Source organism: Streptomyces winkii, assembly GCF_032248595.1.
Classification (GTDB): domain Bacteria; phylum Actinomycetota; class Actinomycetes; order Streptomycetales; family Streptomycetaceae; genus Streptomyces; species Streptomyces winkii.
In genome coordinates this window covers 224,846-244,292 of the sequence record NZ_JASTTH010000005.1, presented here as the reverse complement: position 1 = coordinate 244,292, position 19,447 = coordinate 224,846, and the positions used below count along the sequence as shown (strand labels likewise).

The window sequence follows — 19,447 nt, the reverse complement described above, 5'->3', positions numbered from 1 at the left end:
CGTGGTTCTTCCGCAGGCGGATTCCGCCACCCTGCTCAAAGCGCCTGCTTGCCCGCCGGGTTGTACGTGATGAGCGAGGTCGGGACCGTGATCCGGCGGGGCGGTCTCGGCTCGCCGGACGGCGGCTGGTCGGCGGGCCGTATGCGGGAGACGAGCAACTCCGCGGAGCGGCGGCCGAGTTGGTCGGTGTCGTAGGCGACGACGGTGAGGGGAAGCCCCAGGGCGTCGGCGAGTTCGAAGTCGTCGAATCCGGTGAGGGCGGTGGAGCGGCCCGCGGCGCGGATGGCGTGGTAGGCGCCGATGGTGTTGCGGTTGTTGGAGCAGAACAGGGCGGTGGGCGGATCGGGCAGCGAGAGGAGTTCCTGCGCGGCCAGGGTCGCCTCGCCGGTGGTCTTCTGCCCCTGCCGTACGTAGCGCTCGTCGACGGGAAGCCCCGCGGCGTCGAGGGCGTCGGTGAAGCCCTTGAGGCGCTGGGTGCCGGTGTAGACGGTCGTGGGCGAGCCGACGAAGCCGATCGTGCGGTGGCCCTGGGCGAGCAGATCCTCGGTGGCGCTGCGCGCACCGCCGAAGTCGTCCACGAGGACGCAGTCGGCCTCGAACCCCTCGGGCGGGCGGCTCGCGAGGACGACGGGCACCCCGCCCTCCGCCGCCGCGGCCAGATGGCGCTGGTCGCCGGAGGCGGGAACCGCGACGATGCCGTCGACGCGACGCGCGACGAGGTCGGCCACGAGTTCGCGCTCGCTGACCGGGTCCTGCTTGGTGTTGGCGATGACGGTCTTCAGCCCGTGCGGCGCGAGCACCGAGTCGACGCCCAGCGCGAGCTGCGAGTAGAAGGGGTTGGCGAGGTTGGTGACGAGGAGACCGACGAGGCCCGTGCCCTTGCCGAGGCGGAGACTGCGGGCCAAGTGGTTGGGCATGTAGCCGAGTTCGTCGGCGGCCGCCCGTACGCGCTCGCGGGTCGCCTGGGTCGCGCGCGGGTCGCCGCGCAGCACACGTGAGGCCGTCATGGAGCTGACGCCCGCCTGCTCGGCGACGTCGCGCAGCGTCGGCTTACCGCCCTTCGCCGCTCTCCCGTCCGCCATGCCGGCCGTGCCCCCTCTCACCTCGGCCTCTCATCTCGGCCTCACCTCGCCGCCGCCGCGAAGGCCGCTCCGACGAGCGCGGCGTCCCCGGTGAGGCGGCTCGTCCTCACCGTGACCGGAGTATCTCCCAGTCCGGCGCGGAGCGCCGGGCCGATCAGGTCCCATGAGCCTGTCATGGAACCGCCGACGACGAGCACCGAGGCACCGAAGGAGGCCAAGTACGGTGCCAGCACGCCGCCCAGGGCGGTGAACGCCTCGTCGAGGACGGTACGGGCCCGCTCGTCGCCGGTGCGTGCGCGTGAGGCGATGGCGGCCACGTCGAGCCGTCCGTCGCCGTACCGTTCGCGGATCGCGCGGCGGGAGACGGTCTCCTCCAGCGGCCGTCCGTCCAACTGGAGCAGATCGGCGCGGCCTTGGGGCGGCACGCCGGGTCCGCCGGTCTGCGGGGAGCCGTCCGCGAGAAAGGCCGATCCGACGCCCGTGCCGAGCGTGATTCCGGCGCAGCGCTCGTGGCCCCGCGCCGCGCCCGCGTGCCATTCCCCGAGCAGGAAGGCGTGGGCGTCGTTGAGGAAGACCAGGTCGGCGGGCCGGCGGGGAAGTCCGTTCAGCAGCGCCGCCCGTACGTCGACGCCGCGCAGGCTGTCGAACTTGCCGACGCCCTCGAAGAGTCCGATGCCGCGGGCGTAGTCGAACGGACCGGGCACGGCCACGCCCCATACGGCGCCGGGCGGCGCGGGAAGACCGGCGGCGCAGGAGACGACGCTGCCCAGGATGTCCTCCGCGCTGCCCTGCGCCTCGATCCGCCTGCTGACGCGCGCGGTGACCTCGGCGCCGCCGGGGTCGGCCATCGCCGCCGTCACATGGGTGCCGCCGATCTCCAGGACGGCTCTCACGGCGCGTCCTCCGGGCGTACGAGGGCCTTGACGACCTTGGCCGGTCCGCCGCCCGCCGGGTGCAGCCGGTAGGGGCCGACCGCCGCGGGCACGGTCAGGGTCTCCGCGTGGGCGAGCCGGTGCCGGTGGCCGGACGAGGTCTCCACGGTCACTCCCTCGCCCTCGACGACGTTCAGCACGTGGAAGCGGCCCTCGGTGTCGTCCTCGGCCGCCGTGCTGCCGTCGAGTATCACGCGCCGCACCTCGTAGAACATCTCCTCCAGCGCGCCGAGCACCTCCTCGCGCCAGCCGTCGCCGGCACGCAGGGTGCGCGGCCGCGGCACCAGGTCGCGGACGACGTCCTCGCCTCGGCGCCGCGTGTCGAGGTTGGCCAGGCCGTGCTCGTAGGGGAGCGGACGGGGGTTGCCGTCGGCGTCCGGACGCAGCCAGTCGTAGAAGCGGAGGCTGTAGAGGTACGGGGTGGCGCTGATCTCCAGTACGAGGTTGCCGGAGCCGCTCGCATGCGGCGTGCCCGCGGGGATCATGAACAGCCGCCCCTGCTCGGCCGGGAAGGTCAGCACGTGGTCCTCCGGACTCATCGGCGTGCCCTCGGAGACGGCGTCCTCGATCTGCTTGCGGAACAGCGCGACGTCGGCGTCCTGCCGCAGGCCGAGGAAGACGCGGGTGCGAGGGCTGCCGACGGTCATGTAGTACGTCTCGTGCTGCGTGTAGTGCCAGCCGAAGCGCTCCCGCATGTACCGCTCCTGGGGGTGGCAGTGCAGCGAGAGGTCGCCGCCGCCGACGGTGTCCAGATAGTCGAAGCGGATGGGGAACGACGTGCCGTACCGCGCGTGCACGTCGCCGCCGAGCATCTCCAACGGATGCAGAACGCACAGCAGTTGGAACGGGATCTCGGCCTGTGCCCTCGGCCCGTCGCCGATGAGGACGCCGGACTCGGGGGCGATCAGCTCGTAGCCCAGGGCGGTGTTGCGTGCGCCGGGATTGAAGCCGAGCGTTCGCTGGGCCCAATGCCCTCCCCAGGGCGTGGAGTTGAAGTACGGCCGGGTGCGCACGGGCAGCCGGGCCATCGACGCCAGGGTCGCGCGCAGCCCGTCCCCGTCGAGGAACACGGGGTGTTCGGGCTCCTGCACGTCGAGCCAGGCGTCGACGCGCGGCGCCAGGGCGTCCCGGTGCCGGTCGAGCATGGGCCAGTCGACGTAGAACAGCCGGCGCAACTCGCCGCGCGCGCCCGGCAGTCCGAGGTTGGAGCCGGTGCCCGCCGCGACGGCGGCCTCCGCGTGGCGCTTGGGCACGTCCGCGTACCACAGCACGTCGTGGTCGGCCACGGCGGCGCCCGGCCCGCAGACGAGCAGCACGCCCTCCGGCGGTGCGGCCGGGTCCGGGACGGCGCCGAACAGGTCCCGGAGCGGGTTGTCCGCGAGCTTGCAGTAGTACGGGTCGGCGTCGTCCTCGGGCCGCACGGTGCGCCGCGCCACGACCTCCGCCGGTGCGTAGTGCCCGCGCACGTCGAGCACCCGTACCGCGGTGCCGTGGGCGGAGAGGTGCTCCGCCAGCCGGTGCCGAAGCGTCTCCCAGTCCGCCGCGGGCGGCCCGTCCACCGCCACGACCGCCGGTTCGCGCGGCAGTCCGGCGGCCAGTTCCGCGGATACGGCCCGCCACCCGGCGGCGAGGCGGGCCTGCGGCGCGGGGGCGTATCGCGGGTCGAGCCGGTACACACGTTCTCCTTCGGGGACGGAAACAGGGGTCGGCGCGGGGCGCCGGCGTCACGGACGTTCGAGGAGCACCGCCGCCGTGCTCAGTGGCGGGATGTCCACGCGGGTTCCGCCGCCGGTCAGGGGGAGCGGGCTCACGGGGCGGCCGAGGTAGTCGGCGCTGTGGGCGGCCGTCGCGGGGAAGAGCGCCCGCACCGGGCACGTCAGCGACTCCTCCGCGAAGGACTGCAACCGCAGCAGTACGGCGTCGCCGGGGCCGGGAGTGGTCGCGCCGACGAGGCGCACGCGCGGGTCGCCGAGTTCGGCGAAGGCGAGCGAGTCCCGCAGCGGGGCTCCAGCGTCCGCGCCGTCCGCGTCCGCGGAGCCACCGTCCGCGGAGCCGCCCCGTGCCCGCACCGCGTGCAGCGGGCGGCTGCCCGATGCCGCCGTGCGCGGGCCGATCCCCGTCGCCGTCTGACCGGAACCGCACGCGACGCTGTAGCGGAAGCCGAAGTCGAAGCCCTGCTCGCTGGGGAAGTTGGTGTCCCACAGGTTGTTGTGGATCCACGAGAAGACCGTGGCGGGCTCGTCGTGCTCCAGCGTGCGCGGGAACGGCGCGTACGGCAGGGCGATGTTGCCGAACTGCACCAGCGGCGCGTCCTGCGTGGCCCACGCGACGGTGAAGTCGTCCTCGGCGAGCGTGATCCAGCGGCGCACGGCCCGCATGTGGAGAGCCGAGCCGGGCACGACGGGAAGGCCGCTGCCGGTGACGCCGCCGGACGCCTCCATCCGTACCTCGGGATCGTCGAAGGCGAAGGGGAACGCGAAGTAGGCGCTCTCCTTGCCGAGCGTGGCGTCCTTGTCGACGCGGTTGTCGATGTCGAGCCTCGCGATGCCGCGCGGCAGCGTCAGCGTCGTGCGCACCCGGCGCGCACCGCCGGGCCGCGTCTCGTACGTGACGGACTCCGCGGTGGCCGTGGACGTGCGGGCGATCAGCGCCGCGGGCGGCGCCACCACGCGTGCGCCCAGGTGCTCCAGCCGGTCGGAGGCCGTGGTGCGGCTGGAGTTGTGGTTGAAGCCGCCCGCGGTGGTGTAGCTGTCGTGGACGTAGCCGTTGAACCCGACGATCGCGTCCGCGCGCACCAGCTCCCGCCCGGTCGCCTTGTCGACGACGGACGAGACGCAGGCGCGGGCCAGGTCGACCCGCACCGCGAGGTGCTCGTTCTCCAGCAGCGCAGGGTCAGCGTGGGCCAGTGCCCGCGCCGCGCTCTCGCCCGGGTCGTGCTTCTCGGGACCGCCGGTCGGATTCCACGGGGGAGCCACACGCGGACTCCCGGTCTCCTCCGACGCCGCGAGGATGTCCAGGCGCACCGACCCCGCCGGCGGCACGTCGTCCACGCGCACGCGCAAGAAGCGTCCAGCGTCCCGGTGTTCGGGGTTGGCCTGGGCCCGCTCCTCGTGGTCGAGGCGGCCGCCCGTCCGGGCGTCGTGCACCTCCACGGACGTGCCGAGGCCGACGCTGCTCTCCGGCAGGAAGATCTCCGCGACCTCCGTACGGGGCCACGAGCAGGTGTTGACCACGTGGTACGAGGCCGCCGCACCCTCCGCGGCGGCCAGCCGCTGCCCGAGTCGCGCCGTCGCGCGGTCCAGCAGCGTCCGGGAGTCGTCGTGGGCGCGCAGCGCCTGCCCGTACTTCCAGTGCCACTGCTGCTCGCCGGAGTGCATGTGCTCGTGGCCGTGCGTCCACGGGTCGGCCGCGCCCCAGGTGTGCTCGTCGAAGAGGGAGACCGCCTCGTAGACGCCGGCCGCTCCGGCGGTCTCCTCGACTGCCCCGTCCGCGCCGAGGATTCCGGCGAACGTGCCGATGGTCTGGGCGTCGGCGGCGGTGGACTGGGCGGTGCGGGCCATCGACAGGGGATGGGCGCCGGAGCCGACGCCGTCGACCCACCAGTCCGTCCAGTCGCCCTCGAAGGTGCGGATCTGATCGCCGAGGCGGGCCTCGGCGTCGGTGAAGAAGTCCTCGTTGCGCGAGAGCCGCAGCTGCGGGTAGGCCCACGTCTCGTTCCAGCGCCGGACGGTGTCGGCGATGATGCGGCGCGGCGGCGCGTTGTCCCCGAACTTGCCCTGTACGCGCAGGTGGAGGACGTCCCACGGGTAGGGCTCGCGCTCGGTCCTCTCCTGGTCCATGCTCCAGCCGAAGACGCCGCCCGGATACGGATAGGGGCGCGTCGCCAGCGCCGTCAGATAGGCGGGCAGCAGATCGTCGACGCGACCGTAGTCGGTGTCGAAGCCGAGCAGCGGGCCTTCCATGTACGCGAGTCCGTGCGGGGTGTCCGTCACCCACACCAGCAGGCTGTTTCCGCTGGGGGCCGCCCAGCGGAAGAGCCGGGGCAGCTTGTCGCCGCCCACGAGGTGCGGCACGGAGCGGCCCGCCCAATTGTGGGCCACCGACAGGTACTTCACGCCCGCCGAGGCGAGCGCGTCGACGAGTCCCACGACCGAGCCCGGCACGTCCGTCTGCATGGCCGAGGTGAGCGTCAGACCGTGCTCGTCGCTCACCTGCCGCGCGGTGCGCAGCAGTTCGTGGAGTTCGTCGGTGGAGCAGGTCTCGGTGTGCAGGTTGAAGGGCATCGCCGTCAGCTCGATGCGTCCCTGCCGTACCCGGCGTACGAACTCTGCCACCTGCTCCGCGGGCCGGGCCGCGGCCCACTGCTGGAAGGACCACAGCGACTCCACGCACCAGCGGAACTGCGAGTCGGCGGGCCACTCGTCGGTCGCCCGCGTCAGCTCCAGGCACGAGTCCAGGTAGGACAGATGCTCGGCCAGCACCCGGCCCTGCGGATCGGTGTATCCGATGTCCAGGTGCGAGTGGTGCACCAGATGGACGGTCCACCGGCGCTGCGGCGTCAGCGTCACCGCGACGCTCTCGCCGTCACGGCCGGGCACCGAGACGGTGACCTGCTGCGCGGAGCCGACGGCCGGCACCAGCAGCCGCACCGAACCCGCGGGCCCGGGCCGGCGTTCGACGGGCAGCGCCGCGCCCGATCCGGTGCGCACCGCCAACTCCCGTGGCACGGCGGCTCCTTCGGCCGCCTCGACGCGCAGCGACTGGAGCAGTCCGCCGCCGGAGGCGCGGCGCAGCAGCGGCTCCTGGACCAGCCGCACCCGGCTGTCCGCCAGCCGGCCCTCCGCCGAGACCACGGACTCGCGTAGGCTGTCGTGGATCCTCTCGTGGTCCCAGTCGTTCGTCCGTACGAGGGCACGGGTCGTCATGCGGCACTCGCTTTCATCGTGCGATGGCGGTGACTCCGCGGAGGAAGAGACCGCGGAAGAGAAGGAAGACGAGCAGGGTGGGCACCGAGACGATCAGCGCCCCGGCGAGGATCACGGGCGGACCGGAGGAGCCGTACGCGGAGTTGAGCGTCGTCAGAGCCGCCATCACCGGCTGCACCTCGGGGCTGCGGCTGAGCGTGATGCCGAGCAGCAGGTCGTTCCAGACGGCGGTGAACTGGAAGATGAACGCCGCTCCCAGACCGGAGCTCATCAGCGGCACGTGGATGCGCCAGAAGATCCGGCGGAAGGACGCGCCGTCCAGCATCGCCGCCTCGGTGACCTCCGGCGGCATGGTCGTCATCTGGTTGCGGATGAGGAAGAAGGCGAACGGCACCGCCCACGCCGCGTACACGAGCATCAGCCCGAGCCGCGTGTCGTAGAGGTTGGCGTCCGCGTACAGCCCGAACAGCGGCGCGAGGAACATCTGCAACGGGAAGAGCGTCCCGGAGTAGATCAGCCAGAACCAGAACGCGGGCCTGGGAACCGGCAGTACGACGACGGCGAAGGCCGCCATCGCGGCGACCAGCACGGCCACCGCCCCGCACACCACCGAGTACAGCAGCGAGACGAGGAAGCTCGGCCCGATGCCGGCCTCGCTCCACGCGATGTGCAGGTTGTCGAATATGGCGAAGCCCTGCGGAACCCAGTCCGGCGTGCCGGTGTAACCGCCCGCGGCGGTCAGGGAGTTGACGATCAGCAGATAGAGCGGGATCAGCCAGAGCAGCACGCATCCGGCGACGAAGATGTTGCGCAGCGCACGTCCCATGGTCCGTGCCTCCTCAGTCCCGGTCGCCGCCGGGCATCTGGCGGCGCAGATACAGCCAGGACGCGGCGACGACGATGACGGACAGAACCAGGGCCACGGCCGAGCCGTAGCCGACGTGGAAGAGCCGGAAGGCCTCGCGGTACATCGTCAGCGCCAGCGTCTCGGAGGACCGCGACGGGCCGCCCTGCGTGAGCACCCAGATCAGGTCGAACGCCTTCAGGGAGTTGACGATGGCCATGCCGACGACCACCACCGTCATGGCCCGCAGCTGCGGCAGCGTGATGTGCCGGAACATGCTCCAGCCGCTCACGCCGTCCAGGTGCGCGGCCTCGACGATGTCGCGCGGGATGGCCCGCAGCCCGATGGTGAAGAGCACCACGTTGATGCCCGTCGCCTGCCAGGTGCCGGCGATGATCAGCGACACGGTGTTCTGCGGCCACTCCAGTAGCCACGGCTGCGCCAGCGAGCCCAGACCGACCGCGCCGAGCACCTGGTTGACGGCGCCGTCCGAGGTCAGCATGAACTTCCACAGCACGGCCGTCGACGCCCCGGATATCGCGTACGGCAGGACGATCACCAGCTGCGCCAGATTCCCCAGCCGCATCCGGTGCGTGGCGACCGCGATCAGCAGCCCGACCGCCACGGGAAGCAGCAGCGTCCCCGCGACCCACATCACGGTGTTGATCAGCGAGCGGCCCAGGATCGGGTCCTCCGCCAGCCGGACGTAGTTGTCGAGCCCGACGAACTCGCTGGTGAAGCCGTTGTCCTCGAAGAGGCTGCCGTAGACGCTGCGGAAGAACGGATAGACCAGCAGGATTCCCACGAAGGCCAGCGCGGGGGCGGCCCACACCAGCGACCCGGCGGGGCTGCCCAGCCTGCGCCGCCCCGGCGCCGTGCCGGAGGCCTGCCCGGGTGTCCGTGTGGGAATGCGCCGCCTGACCCGCAGCGTCCCGGCAGTGCTCAGCGTCTCGCTCATACCTTCTCCGCCTCCCTCCACACCTGCCACGCCTCGTCCGCGCGTTCCTGCATCGTGCTGAGCACCTTCCGGTAGGAGGACGGGTCGAGCAGGAAGCCCGCCAGATCGTCGACCGTCGACTCCACCAGCTCCGGCGGGCCCTGCTCCCAGAAGCGGTTGAGCATCCACAGCCGCTTCTGGCGCGCGGTGCGGGCGATGCCCTCGACCATCGGATTGGCCGGTTTCACAAGGGGGTTGGGGCAGCCGTCCTGAAGGGTGTGCGAGAACGCCTCGGACACCCGCGGGTGCAGCCACTGGCCCGCCGCCTTGACGGCCTCCTCGCGGTCCGGCCCCTTGCTCGTGCACACCAGCGCGCTCGATTCGAAGACCATGCTGGGCCGGGCACGCTCGTCGGCCATGGGCAGTACGAACGCGTCCACGTCGCCGCCCGGCTTGCCGCCCGCGGCTTGCAGGCTGGGCGTGAGGAAGGTGCCGCCGGGCATCATCCCGACCTTGCCGTGCACCACGCCGGCGGCCGCGTCCTCATGGCTCATGTCCATGGGCGTGAACCAGTCCTTGTCGAAGAACGAGACGATGGTGCGCATCGCCCGCACCGCGCGCGGGTCGGTGTAGCTCCCGCGCCCGTTCATCAAGTCCTGGTAGAAGCGCGGGTCTTGGCGGACCAGGACCTCCATGAACCAGATGAAGGCCGGCCAGCGGCCGTCGGTCGTGGCGTGCAGCGGCGTGATCCCGGCGCTCTTGAGGCGCTTGCAGGCCGCGAGGAAGTCGTCCCAGGTACGGGGGGCTTCGAGGCCGTGCTCGGCGAAGACCTTCGTGTTGTAGAAGAAGACCCAGTAGGCCAGGTTCATCGGCAGGGCCCACACGCGGTCCTTGTACGTGAAGGCGCTGCGCAGCTCCGGATAGACCCAGCCGCGCGCGGCGGCCCTCTTCCACTGGCCGGTCATCTCGATGATCCCGCCGGTGCGCGCCAGATCCTGAAGCCGGTACCCCGACCAGTACTTGAGCATGTCCGGCGTCTTGCTCGTACGCAGCGAGGACTTGACGATCTGCTCGAACGACTCGAGCGACGGTACGACCAGCGGGACGAGTTCGATGCCCGCGAGCGACTTCATCTGGCGGCCCGCGGCGGCGATCGGCTTGTCCCACGCGGCGTTGTCGCCGTGGAGTGCGACCTCGCCGGGAGGCTGGCCCGCGGCGGTTCCGCAGGCGGAGGTGAGAGCGGCGGCCCCGGCTGCCGCGAGGAGACCTCGGCGGTTCAGAGTGCCCCTCGGGGTGGCGCCCGGGGTCGTGCTGTGACGGCGTCCGTGCATGGGACTGGCCCCTCACGTGCGGGTGTTATCGTTAACATGTTGCGCGGAAGCCAACTCCTGCCGCCTCCGGATGTCAATGGGCGCGACAGCATCTGTCTGCTCGCCGGTCTCTCCAGCCGGTTGTTCGGCGGTCCCCGCGCTTGCTGCGAGTTCGGAAGCCGGGCTCCCCGACTCCCTTTGTGCGCAGGCCCGTTGCGCGCAGACCCGTCAGACGTCCGCCGCGGGGCGGGCCGGGTCCGTGGAGTCGCGGATCACCAGGCGGCACGGGAGGCGCCGCACGCGGCGCCCGCGTCGCTCATGGCATCCGGGCCGCTGTCGCCCCGGATGCGGACCCGGCTCCTCTTCCGTACGGGCGCGGCCGTGCTGCTCTGCCTCGCCGTGCGCCGTCTCGGGGCCCGGTTCACTGCGCCTGGCTGTCCAGGCTGCCCACGATCGCGGAAGGGGCGAGCTCGTGGTTGACGAGGGCGCGGACGGTGTCGATCAGCTTGACGTGATGTCCCTCCGCGTACGCGCGCAGCATGTGCGCCGCGTCGGCGAAGGTGACGCCGCCGTGTTCGACGATCATCCCCTTCGCGATCTCCAGGTTGCTCTTCGCCGCGATGACGCTCTGGAGCCGCGTGAGGATCTCGCCCGGCCGGGCCGGCTCCGCCGACCACTGCATGAGGGCGAGCATCGTGGCGTCGGACAGGTCCTGCGCGAGGCACTGGTCCTCCGGGGACAGCGCGCCCCGTTCGGTACGGAACAGGTTGACCGCGCCCACGACGTGCTCGTGCAGCCGCAGCGGCACCGTGTGCATCGCGGAGAAGCCCGCGTCGATCGCGGCCGGCACGACCAGCGGCCAGCGCGCCCGCTCGGCGGAGAGGTTCGGAACGCTGAGCCGGCGACGCTGGTAGTAGGAGTCCACACAGGGGCCGGAGCCGTGCTGGAGCTGCAACACCTCGAGGAACGCGGCCTCTTCGCTGGAGGCGGCCGCCGTCCGCAGTCCGCCGCGGGCGTCACGCATCATCACGCCGGCCGCCGCGACGTCCAGCAGCGCGGTGCAGTGGTCGACGAGACGCTGGAAGAGCGATAGGGGGTCGAAGTCCTCGGCGAGTGTGTCCGCCAATGTGACGAAGGCTCTGCTGACCTTTCGCTCACGGCTCACGCGGGCGCCTCCTGTCGGCATGAGAATCGGCCACTGACTAGTCCCCGCTGCGGGGGTCGTCCCTGCGGTTGGTGACGTCCTTCGCCACATCGGTGATCGTCCTGTTGAGGACGAACGCGCGGGCCCGCAGCCTTGCCATCGCCTCGTCGGCACTCACGCCGAGGCGCACCATCAGCATCCCGGTGGCTTGATAGACCTCTTCGTGATTGGCCTCGGCCTGCGTCCACCAGCCTACTCCGGGCTGTGTCTCGTCCCCCTGGCCGTGATGAACGGCCGCGAGCACCATCGCGACGGCGTCGGCAGCGCGCAGACCGAGCCGGATGTCGGCCTCCCCGAGGCTGCTCGGACCCGTGTTGTACAGGTCGACGGTGCCCAGCACGCTGCCGCTCTGGCTCATGGGGAACGAGAAGGCCGAGCCGGCCCCCGCCTCCACGGCCTGGTGCGCGAAAACCGGCCACCGCCGCGCGTCCCTGCCGCCCGTCAGGTCGACCGCCGAGACCGGGGCCCTCATCTCGCTGGCATAGCGGCACGGCCCCTCGCCCAGCGTGTACTGGATCTCCGCCAGCCTCGCCGCGACCTCGTCGGTGGCGCACAGGGTCACTCGCGTACGGCCCGCGCCGTCCGCCAGCGACAGGGACCCGCCGGTCACGGGAAGAAGCCGGACACAGGCCTCGCACAGCTGCCGTGGCACGCCGAGTGCGAGCTCGCTCGGAGCCTCGGCCGTCATCTCGGCGACGAAGCCGTCCCATCGGATGTCCTGTTCGTCCGGTGGATCCAGGCGCTCATCGGGCTCGTCAGGGTCGAGGCCGCCTCGTTCGCCGCCGATGTCCACCGTTCTCACCTCCGACCGGTCTGCCGTGGTATCCCGCCACTCGCCCTCGTTTCCGATGATCCACCCACGCGTCACCGGGGGAAGCCGGCCGGATTTCCGGTGCCGGGGAGAGGGGCGCTTCGGCATCCGCCCACGGGCTGGGACGGACGGCTGCGCACCGGCCCCGTCCCGTCCAAGTCGTCAGGTACCCGCTGTTTCGGAATCACCCACACGTGTTGCGTGGTCTTGTGCCTCTGCCCTCCGCTGCGGTATGGGGAACCGGTCCTGAGGCGTACGGGAGGGCCGGTAACCTGATCCGACGCATCGCGACGCGACCGACCCGCGTGCCGGGCGACGTTCCGGGACGCGGCGTAGGGGGAGGTGGGCGGTGCAGGCGGATGACGACAGGAGCGAAGAGAAGCCCGTGGACGGACGCCGGAACGGACCGGGCGAGCCCGCCCCTGGGGACGACGCGGACTGGGAGCGGATCCCCGAGGAGCTCGCGCTCGCGGCCCGCGGAGTCGCGCCGGACTCGGTCCCGGAGCGGCTGTGTGAGGCGTGCGTACGGCTTCTGCCCGCCACCGGTGCCTCGATCTCGATGAAGAGCCAGAAGGGCATACGCGTCACCCTGTGCGCGAGCGACCGCGTCTCAGCTCACCTCGCGGAGGTCCAGGACACCTTGGGGGACGGACCGTGCATCGAGGCGGGCACCTTGGTCGCCCCCGTCTTCGCGCCGGATCTCACCGCCTCCGCGGACGCCCGTCGCTGGCCGCTCTTCGTGCCGCAGGCGCTGGAGGCGGGAGCCGAGGCGGTCTTCTCGTTTCCGCTGGCGCTGGCGGGCACCGCCGTCGGATCGCTCGACCTGTACCGGCAGCGTGCCGGTCCGCTGGGGGAGCGCGACGTACGCACGGCCCTCTACATCGCCGACGCCCTGACGCTGTCGGTGCTGGCGCTCCCCGACCGCCATCCCACCAGGGAGGACGGAGGCGTACCGTGGTTGACAGGGGCCGAAGCCAATCGCGAGGAGATCTATCAGGCGACCGGCATGCTGATGGTGCAGCTCGGCGTAAGCGCCGCCGAGGCACTCTCACGCCTTCGGGGTCGCGCCTTCTCGCAGGGCCGCACGATCACTCAGGTTGCCAAGGACGTCGTGGAACGCGTGGGTGACGGTTTCGATGGCGACGACTGAGCCCTATTCGCCCCGCCCAGGCGGGCAGGAGGCAAAGATGAACCGCGAACAGCAGGTGAGCAGGGCCTTCGTTGCGTTGTCGGACACCTTCGCCGCCGAGTTCGACCCGCTGAGCCTCTTCCAGAACCTCGTGCGCCAGTGCGTCGGTCTGCTGGATGTCACCGCGGCCGGGGTCATGCTCGACGACGGCCGCGGGCAGCTGCGGATCATGGCGATCTCCGGCGAGGAGGCGGGTGTTCTGGAGATGCTCCAGCTTCAGACCGATGCCGGGCCCTGCATGGACTGCTACCGGACCGGCAGCCCGCTCACGGTGGCCGACCTCTCTGAGGAGGCGGGGCGCTGGCCGGGTCTCGTGCCGCATGCGCTGGAGTACGGATACCGGTCGCTGCACACGGTGCCGCTCCAGCTCCAGGGGCGCGTGCTGGGAGCCGTCAACCTCTTCCGTACGGACCCGGGCACCCTCGACGTCGCCGATCAGCAGCTGGCCCAGGCGTTCGCGGACATCTCCGCGGTGGCGCTGATGCACTGGTCGGTCGAGCCGGCCAGGCCCGAGGACGTCCTCACGCGCATGCAGAGCGTGATCTCCGCCAAGGTGAGCCTGGAGGTCGCCAAGGGCATGGTCGCCCAGGCCGCGGACATATCCGTCAGCGAGGCCGGGGAGCTGCTGCGCGACCACGCCGCCGAGCGCCGCATGCGGCTGAGCGACCTCGTACACGGGCTCACGGACGGGTCGTTGTCCCTTCGCGAGGTGACGTCCGGGGAGCCCGAGCCTCATATCTAGCCGGGGTCGGGGCGTCCGGCCGCTGAGTCCCTCTGTTTGACATGGGCGGAAGCCCCGCGGATAGCCTCGCCACATGGCGACGATGTTCAGAAGGGTGCTCGGCGCACTGCCCCGGATGGGCGTGCAGGTACTCGACCTCGGCCCGGGTGCCGCGGTCGTCTCAAGGCGCGGCGGCTACACCGCCACGAAGACGAGTGCGACCGAGTGGACGGTCGGCAGCAAGGGGTCTGGCACCGCCGCGGACGGGTGGGGCCTGCACAAGACGACCTCAAGCAGACTGTGTGCCCGGCATGTCGCCGACCTTCTCGCCAACTACGAGGTGAACTGCGTCTTCGACGTCGGCGCCAACAAGGGCCAGTACGGCAGGCAGCTGCGCGACTTCGGGTACCGGGGCAGGATCGTCTCCTTCGAGCCCGTGCCGGATGCGCTGGCCAAGCTGCGCAAGGTCGCCGCGCGCGACCGGGACTGGCTGGTCTACCCGTGCGCGCTGGGCCGGAGCGAATCCGTCCAGACCATGCATCTGGGCTGGAAGACCATGAACTCCCTGCTGGAGCCGAGCGCTTACGGACAGAAGCGCTACAAGCGGTTCGCCAACTCCGCCCGCACCACGGAGGTTTCGCTGCGTCGGCTGGACGCCGTCATGGACGAGGCCATGGAGGGCGTGGCGCACCCGCGGCCGTTCCTGAAGATGGACACGCAGGGCTTCGACATGGAGGTCTTCGCGGGCGCCGGCGAGCGGATCGGCGAGTACGTGGGGATGCAGTCGGAGGTCGCCGTGCTTCAACTGTACGAGGGGAGCCCGCACATGATCGAGGCCATCGCCGCCTACGAGGAGGCGGGCTTCGAGATCACCGGCATGTATCCCGTCACCCGTGAGGAGACCACGGGGCGGGTCGTCGAGTTCGACTGCATATTGGCGCGCGCGGACTCGGTGCCGGCGCAGCGTTCGGCTCCGCCCCGGGGCTGAGGTGCAGGAGCGTACGCGGGGCTTCGGACCCCTGGTCCGGGTCCAGGGCCGGGGTCCGGCGTGCGGTCCCGTTTCCGGCGCCGGTTCTGCGTTTCCGGCGCGGCGCCGTCGGCTTGAACGTACGGGCTTCCAGGGGGAGTTGGGGGTTCTGACGCCCGGTTCTGACGGTCCCGGGTGCGATGCCCGGCCACGCACGCGGAGGCCGTCTCCGACCGCGCGCGTCTCTCCCGGCTCTCGCCCGATGTCCTTCCGGCGGGGACCGCGCCCGGCGCGGTGAGAGGCACGCCACAGCATCCCCTCACCTCTGCCGGAGACCCGTGAGCTGCCGGCGGCGGAGGCGGTTTCACACTGCGATTTTCCGGCGGTCGAACGCCGTTCACTTGTGATGTGCAGCCTGCGGGCAGGCATAAAGAGACGCAATCAACGCGAAAGGCAGCAGTGCGTAACACGTCGTCCACGGTTTACCAGGCGCCGATCAAGGTGAGCGTCGTCGTTCCCGTCCACGACACCGGCGAGACGGTCCTGACCGGACTGCGCTCCTTCCTCGCCCAGACCATGGCCCCGTCGGACTTCGAGGTCGTCTACGTCGACGACGGCTCCACCGACGGCACCGTCGGAATCCTGGAATCCGAGATCGCCCGTCAGGAAGGCCAGGAAAGCCAGGAAGGCCAGGAAGCCGGACCGGCGGTCCGGGTGATCCGCATCGCGAACTCCGGCTGGCCCGGCAGGCCGCGCAACGTCGGAATGGACGCCGCGCGGGGCGAGTTCGTCTACTTCGTCGACGATGACGACTGGCTGGCACCCGAAGCCCTGGAGCGTACGTACGCGCGGGCGCGGGAGACCGGAGCCGACATCGTGATAGGCCGCATCGCCGGACACGGACGCCGCGCGCCGCGAGCCCTCTTCGAAAAGCCGCTGGCCGCCGCCGACTTGCGCTCGGGCACCGAGCTGCTGGCCTCGATGACGGTGCACAAGCTCTTCCGGCGCGCCTTCCTCCAGGAGCACGGGCTGCGCTTCGCCGAGGGCCAAGTCCGGCTCGAGGACCACATGTTCACCCTGCGCGCCTATCTCCTCAGCGGCCGGGTCGCGACCGTGCACGACTACACCTGCTACCACTGGGTGCGTCACAGCCGCGACGATCTCAACATCAGTTACGGGACGATCGAGCCGGGCCCGTACATCGACAGCGTCCGGAAAGTGCTCGCCATCCTGGACGCTCCCGGCACCCGCGTCGCCCCCGGCAAGCACCGCGACCGGCTGACGGCGAACTGGTACGGCAAGAAGGCGCTCGCGCGCGTCAGCGGACAGCGCCTCCTCGACCAGCCCGCCCCGCGCAGGGCCGAATGGATCGAGGCCGTCGGCGCGCTGGCGGCCGGGATACCGAGGGAGGTCGACGCGGTGCTCCCCACGCGGCTGCGCATCGTCGCGGCCCTCGCCCGGCACGGCGACCGCGCGCTGCTGGAAGAACACGCGGAGTTCGAGGCCGGGATCGACCAGCGGCCCGTCGTCCGCTCCGCCGGGTGGGACGACGGACGGCTCACGGTCAGGTGCGCCGCCCGGCTGGTCCGCAAGGCGGGCAAGGGCGTTCCCGCCGCGCCGCTAGCCTTCTCCCGCGCCGGGGGCCGCTACCGGCTGCGGCTGTCGCCGGGCGTCGCACAGGTGCCGGAGGCGGCCGAGGCCGCCGACTTCACCAGGGCCGTACGCCGCAGCAACGTCCGCGGCCTGCTCCGTCACCGCGAAGGGGGCACCGTGCTGAGCGTGCCGCTCGATCACCGAGTGACCGAGCGGCCGCTGCCGGAGCAGGAGTCCGCCGCGTCCGGGCTCGTGGCACGGGCCGCGCGTGTGCTGCGGCTGTCGCGGTGGCTGAGGTCCCGCCTCCCGGGCGCCCGCCGGAACCCGGATCTGTGCGCGCTGGGCTTCGAGACCGAGTTCACCGTCGACCCGTACACGGCCGACAACGGCCGCCCGCTGGCGCCGGGAACCTGGGATCTCCAGCTTCAACTGGGCTGCGGCGGCTGGCGCATCGCCCGGACGCTGCGCGGCCAGTCCGTCGAGGTACCGGCCGACATGCGGGCGGACGTACGGCCGGAGGCAGCACCACCCCAGGACGTACCGGACGACGCCTCATCGCACGGCGTACGGGAGGACGCAGCGGAGTCCCCGCCGGTCGCGGCGGCCGCCAGGCCCGGCTAGGAGCGTCTAGGAGCGGCCGTGGCCGTGGCCTCTGCCGCGCTCGACCGTTCCGCCGTACTGCGCCTGGATCGGTCCCAGCTTCGAGGGCTTGTCGGTGACGACGATCCAGCGGGAGCCGACGAGGTAGGTGCCGCCGTAGTCCTTCGAGTAGTCCAGCCAGCCACGCTTGGCGTGGTTGTCCTTGAAGGTCACGAAGGTGTACAGCGTCTTGTCCGCCTTGCAGGCGCCCAGGCGGTAGTCCTCGACCTTCTTCTGGATGTCGGCCTTGCACTTCAGCGCCCCCGCGAGCTTCTCGACCGTGGGCGGCTTCGAGGACTTCGCCACGGACGCGGTTCCGGAGTCGCCGCTGCATCCGCCGAGCAGCAGCGCGGCGGAGGCCGCCACGACTGCCGGGAGGACGATCCTGCCGGGTCGTCGCGACAGGGCTCCCAGTGGCGCCCCCTCGTAGCGCCGCTGGGTGCTGTCGGCCTCGGCCGGTGGCAACTGCTCTCTCATCAGCGCTCCCTGGGACGGAGAAGGCTCCACGACTCTAGGTCGCGGCCACGGTGCGGGGCCGTATTTGTCACCGGCGTGAAGGGTTCCGGACGGGGCCTTCGGCGGCCCGTCGTTTATAGGGGATAAGCGCTGGTTTGGGGTTCTTGTCCGCCGGTAGCACCATGGGAGTCGGCGGGGGTCCTCATCGACCACCGGAGGAGGAGGGCTGTGCCCAGATTCATAGACGTCCATCACGGGATGCACGGCATCACAGCGGAGCAGCTCGACAGCATCCACCGGGCCGACCTGGCCGCCGAGCACGCCGAGGACGTGCACTTCGAGCGGGCCTGGGCCGATCCGGCCTCTGGGACGGTGTTCTGCCTGTCGGAGGCGCCGTCCGCCGAAGCCGTACGGCAGGTGCACGCGCGGGCGGGACACCCGGTGCGGGAGGTCCATCCCGTGCCGCTCAGCGTGTGACGGGAACAGGAACAGGAACAGGAACAGGAACGGGAACAGCAACAGGAATCAGGACGACGGGAGGCCGAGCCATGACGTTCGTCCAGATCATCGAGTACGAGACGACGCGCGCGGACGAGCTGGAAGCCGTCTTCGACGAGTGGATGAAGGCCACGGAGGGCAAGCGGACCGTGCTGCACGAGATGCACGGACAGGACCGTGAGAACCCGACTCACTTCGTGGACATCGTCGAATTCCCCTCGTACGAGAAGGCGATGGAGAACAGCCGGCTGCCGGAGACGCAGAAGATAGCCGACCAGGCCCGCGCCCTGTGCACGGGCGAGCCGCGCTTCTTGAACCTGGACGTGCAGCGCGAGCAGATCAAGCAGAGGTGAGCCGAGCGGCCTTACGCCGGAGCCGGAGCCCGCGGGCGGCGGCTCTGGTGGGCTGGTGCCGCAACAGGGCCTCGGTGAGGCCGTGTTCGTTCGGGAAGTCCATGGGGACGATGCCCAGACCGTGCCAGCCCGAGTTGTCGGCTGAGTCGAGCAGGTCGCGGACGCGGGGGTTGAGGCGGTCCGCGTTGGAGCGGGGCGGCAGGAGTGCCGCCGTACTGACGAAGTTGACGTAGAGCTTGCCCGGTTGGGCGACGGCCTTGCGGAAGTGCTCCTCGATCAGCGGGTACTTGGCACCCGGCTCCTCCATGTAGGAGTCCTGGATGTCGAAGAGCGCCGCGTCCCCGTAGCGCACGCCGGGGAGCCCGTCGGAGTCGCCGAGCAGCACCACACGGCCGCGCGCGGAGCCCAAGTCCGGCAGCGCGGCGTCCAGTTGGAAGAGGGGACGCCAGCCGTGTCCGTCCAGATAGTCGTCGAAGACGGCACGGAAGCGCTCGGCGCTCTCCTCCGAGTACTCCTGCTTGACGCGCATCAGGACCGTCTCGGACGGATGCGAGGCGAGGAAGTCCCGGCAGGCGCCCAGTACGTCGTCGAAGTTGAGGTGCTGGTACGAGGGGCCGTGGTGGATCGTGAAGGAGCCCTCGAAGAGGCGGCAGCGGATGTCGAGGAAGCGGACGCCGGACGCGAGCTGATCCGCGATGGCCGTGTTCTGGCACTCGGTCCACGGACCGCCGTGGCGGGCACCGGAGTTGTGGGTGCCGGGGATCGTCAGCTCCCGCAGCAGGGCGGCGTCGGGCAGCAGTGACATCCAGGCGTCGGGACCGGCGTCCGCGGCGGTGCGGGCGGGTGCGGCGTGTGCGTCGGCGGCGGTGGCCGCGGCCGTCAGCGCGGCGAGGGAGAGCGCGGCTGAGCCGCGGAGGAAGTGACGGCGTTTCATGGCCATGACAATGATGGAAGCACAGGGCTCCGGCTTTCCACAGAGTGTGAAT

At 71.3% G+C, this 19,447-nt stretch carries 17 protein-coding genes; 6 read left to right on the top strand and 11 right to left on the bottom strand.

Annotation, left to right across the window (positions count from 1 at the left end; genetic code table 11):
- Nucleotides 1-35: 35 nt before the first annotated feature.
- From QQM67_RS16795 to QQM67_RS16755, 9 genes are all read right to left on the bottom strand, one after another.
- Nucleotides 36-1,082, bottom strand: a complete 1,047-nt coding sequence (locus QQM67_RS16795; protein ID WP_314174696.1) for a LacI family DNA-binding transcriptional regulator — start codon at nt 1,080-1,082, stop codon at nt 36-38.
- Nucleotides 1,083-1,123: 41 nt separating this feature from the next.
- The gene (locus QQM67_RS16790; protein ID WP_314174695.1) at nt 1,124-1,975 is read right to left on the bottom strand and encodes an ROK family protein; all 852 of its coding nucleotides are present in this window, start codon (nt 1,973-1,975) and stop codon (nt 1,124-1,126) included.
- Entirely contained in the window at nt 1,972-3,690 is a 1,719-nt protein-coding gene (locus tag QQM67_RS16785) for a hypothetical protein (protein WP_314174694.1), read from the bottom strand. Before QQM67_RS16785 ends, QQM67_RS16790 begins: the two co-directional genes overlap by 4 nt.
- 48 nt (nt 3,691-3,738) lie before the next feature.
- Nucleotides 3,739-6,939 carry a glycoside hydrolase family 38 N-terminal domain-containing protein gene (locus tag QQM67_RS16780; protein ID WP_314174692.1) on the bottom strand — a complete coding sequence of 1,067 codons (3,201 nt, stop codon included), beginning with the start codon at nt 6,937-6,939 and terminating at the stop codon, nt 3,739-3,741.
- Nucleotides 6,940-6,952: 13 nt separating this feature from the next.
- On the bottom strand, nt 6,953-7,765 hold the full coding sequence (locus QQM67_RS16775; protein WP_314174691.1) for a carbohydrate ABC transporter permease: 813 nt from the start codon (nt 7,763-7,765) through the stop codon (nt 6,953-6,955).
- 13 nt (nt 7,766-7,778) lie between these two features.
- A complete protein-coding gene (locus QQM67_RS16770; protein WP_314174690.1) occupies nt 7,779-8,741 on the bottom strand; it encodes a carbohydrate ABC transporter permease in 963 nt (320 codons plus the stop codon).
- Nucleotides 8,738-10,051: an ABC transporter substrate-binding protein gene (locus QQM67_RS16765; RefSeq protein WP_314174689.1), complete on the bottom strand. Its 1,314-nt coding sequence runs from the start codon at nt 10,049-10,051 to the stop codon at nt 8,738-8,740. Before QQM67_RS16765 ends, QQM67_RS16770 begins: the two co-directional genes overlap by 4 nt.
- A gap of 400 nt (nt 10,052-10,451) precedes the next feature.
- Nucleotides 10,452-11,195, bottom strand: a complete 744-nt coding sequence (locus QQM67_RS16760) for a GAF and ANTAR domain-containing protein (RefSeq protein WP_314174688.1) — start codon at nt 11,193-11,195, stop codon at nt 10,452-10,454.
- Between the two features lie 37 nt (nt 11,196-11,232).
- Nucleotides 11,233-12,027 (bottom strand): GAF and ANTAR domain-containing protein, encoded by a 795-nt coding sequence (locus tag QQM67_RS16755; RefSeq protein ID WP_314174687.1) that lies wholly within the window; start codon nt 12,025-12,027, stop codon nt 11,233-11,235.
- 403 nt (nt 12,028-12,430) lie between these two features.
- Between QQM67_RS16755 and QQM67_RS16750 the strand changes: the two genes are divergently transcribed.
- The 4 genes from QQM67_RS16750 (at nt 12,431) to QQM67_RS16735 (ending at nt 17,136) form a co-directional block, all read left to right on the top strand.
- On the top strand, nt 12,431-13,195 hold the full coding sequence (locus tag QQM67_RS16750) for a GAF and ANTAR domain-containing protein (RefSeq protein WP_314174686.1): 765 nt from the start codon (nt 12,431-12,433) through the stop codon (nt 13,193-13,195).
- Nucleotides 13,196-13,232: 37 nt separating this feature from the next.
- Nucleotides 13,233-13,976 carry a GAF domain-containing protein gene (locus tag QQM67_RS16745; protein ID WP_314174685.1) on the top strand — a complete coding sequence of 248 codons (744 nt, stop codon included), beginning with the start codon at nt 13,233-13,235 and terminating at the stop codon, nt 13,974-13,976.
- A gap of 73 nt (nt 13,977-14,049) precedes the next feature.
- On the top strand, nt 14,050-14,943 hold the full coding sequence (locus QQM67_RS16740; RefSeq protein WP_314174684.1) for an FkbM family methyltransferase: 894 nt from the start codon (nt 14,050-14,052) through the stop codon (nt 14,941-14,943).
- A 438-nt stretch (nt 14,944-15,381) separates the two neighbouring features.
- Nucleotides 15,382-17,136 carry a glycosyltransferase family 2 protein gene (locus tag QQM67_RS16735; protein ID WP_314174683.1) on the top strand — a complete coding sequence of 585 codons (1,755 nt, stop codon included), beginning with the start codon at nt 15,382-15,384 and terminating at the stop codon, nt 17,134-17,136.
- Nucleotides 17,137-17,142: 6 nt separating this feature from the next.
- Here the strand turns inward: QQM67_RS16735 and QQM67_RS16730 are convergent, their stop codons facing one another.
- Nucleotides 17,143-17,631 (bottom strand): hypothetical protein, encoded by a 489-nt coding sequence (locus QQM67_RS16730; RefSeq protein ID WP_314174682.1) that lies wholly within the window; start codon nt 17,629-17,631, stop codon nt 17,143-17,145.
- 207 nt (nt 17,632-17,838) lie between these two features.
- Here QQM67_RS16730 and QQM67_RS16725 point away from each other — a divergent pair, with 207 nt between their 5' ends.
- Nucleotides 17,839-18,087, top strand: a complete 249-nt coding sequence (locus QQM67_RS16725; RefSeq protein ID WP_314174681.1) for an SCO4226 family nickel-binding protein — start codon at nt 17,839-17,841, stop codon at nt 18,085-18,087.
- A 71-nt stretch (nt 18,088-18,158) separates the two neighbouring features.
- Entirely contained in the window at nt 18,159-18,461 is a 303-nt protein-coding gene (locus QQM67_RS16720) for a hypothetical protein (protein WP_314174680.1), read from the top strand.
- Here the strand turns inward: QQM67_RS16720 and QQM67_RS16715 are convergent.
- The gene (locus tag QQM67_RS16715; RefSeq protein WP_314175116.1) at nt 18,448-19,395 is read right to left on the bottom strand and encodes a phosphatidylinositol-specific phospholipase C; all 948 of its coding nucleotides are present in this window, start codon (nt 19,393-19,395) and stop codon (nt 18,448-18,450) included. The genes QQM67_RS16720 and QQM67_RS16715 overlap by 14 nt on opposite strands.
- Nucleotides 19,396-19,447 lie beyond the last annotated feature (52 nt).